Source organism: Bacillus cereus group sp. BfR-BA-01382 (genome assembly GCF_022663475.1).
Classification (GTDB): Bacteria; Bacillota; Bacilli; order Bacillales; family Bacillaceae_G; genus Bacillus_A; species Bacillus_A thuringiensis_S.
The window spans coordinates 1-494 of sequence record NZ_JAKUFQ010000271.1; the positions used below are offsets into that span (position 1 = coordinate 1).

Genomic DNA, 494 nt, shown 5'->3' on the forward strand with positions numbered 1-494 from the left:
ATAATCATTATGTCGATAAATACTCTTTTGAAGAAGGGGAAAAGTTAGATGGTGTGGAGAGAGTGTTTGTTTAAATTAAACAAAAATGTATTTTAATGCAATTTAAATTTTTTTATAAAAGAAGGTGCATTAATTGAGGGTTGATAAAACTTTTTCAGAACTATGGAATTTATATTTAAGAGAGAATTTAAACGCTGAATTAATGAATGTCGAAGAATATGAAGAGTACGAAAAAGAAGTTAAAGATACATCTTTAATGGCTATAAACACAATTAAAAAATTGCAACAAAAAATACGTGAACTGGAATTAGAAAATAATCAGTTAAAAGGAATAAATAGGTTTTCTTAATGAAATCATTATTTTGTAGAGTCTAATACAATTCAAATTTTATTAAAAATGGAGGAATGAATTATGAATACAGTAACTAAAAAAGTGATTGTATCACCTGAAGCAAATTTAAAAGGATTAAGTATTAAACCGCCAAAATATTTAA

Annotated in this window: 1 protein-coding gene; it reads left to right on the top strand. The window is 24.7% G+C overall.

Annotated features, from left to right (window positions below; all coding sequences use genetic code 11):
- Window positions 1–133: 133 nt before the first annotated feature.
- Window positions 134–349 (top strand): hypothetical protein, encoded by a 216-nt coding sequence (locus tag MR160_RS33890; RefSeq protein WP_242299230.1) that lies wholly within the window; start codon window positions 134–136, stop codon window positions 347–349.
- Window positions 350–494 lie beyond the last annotated feature (145 nt).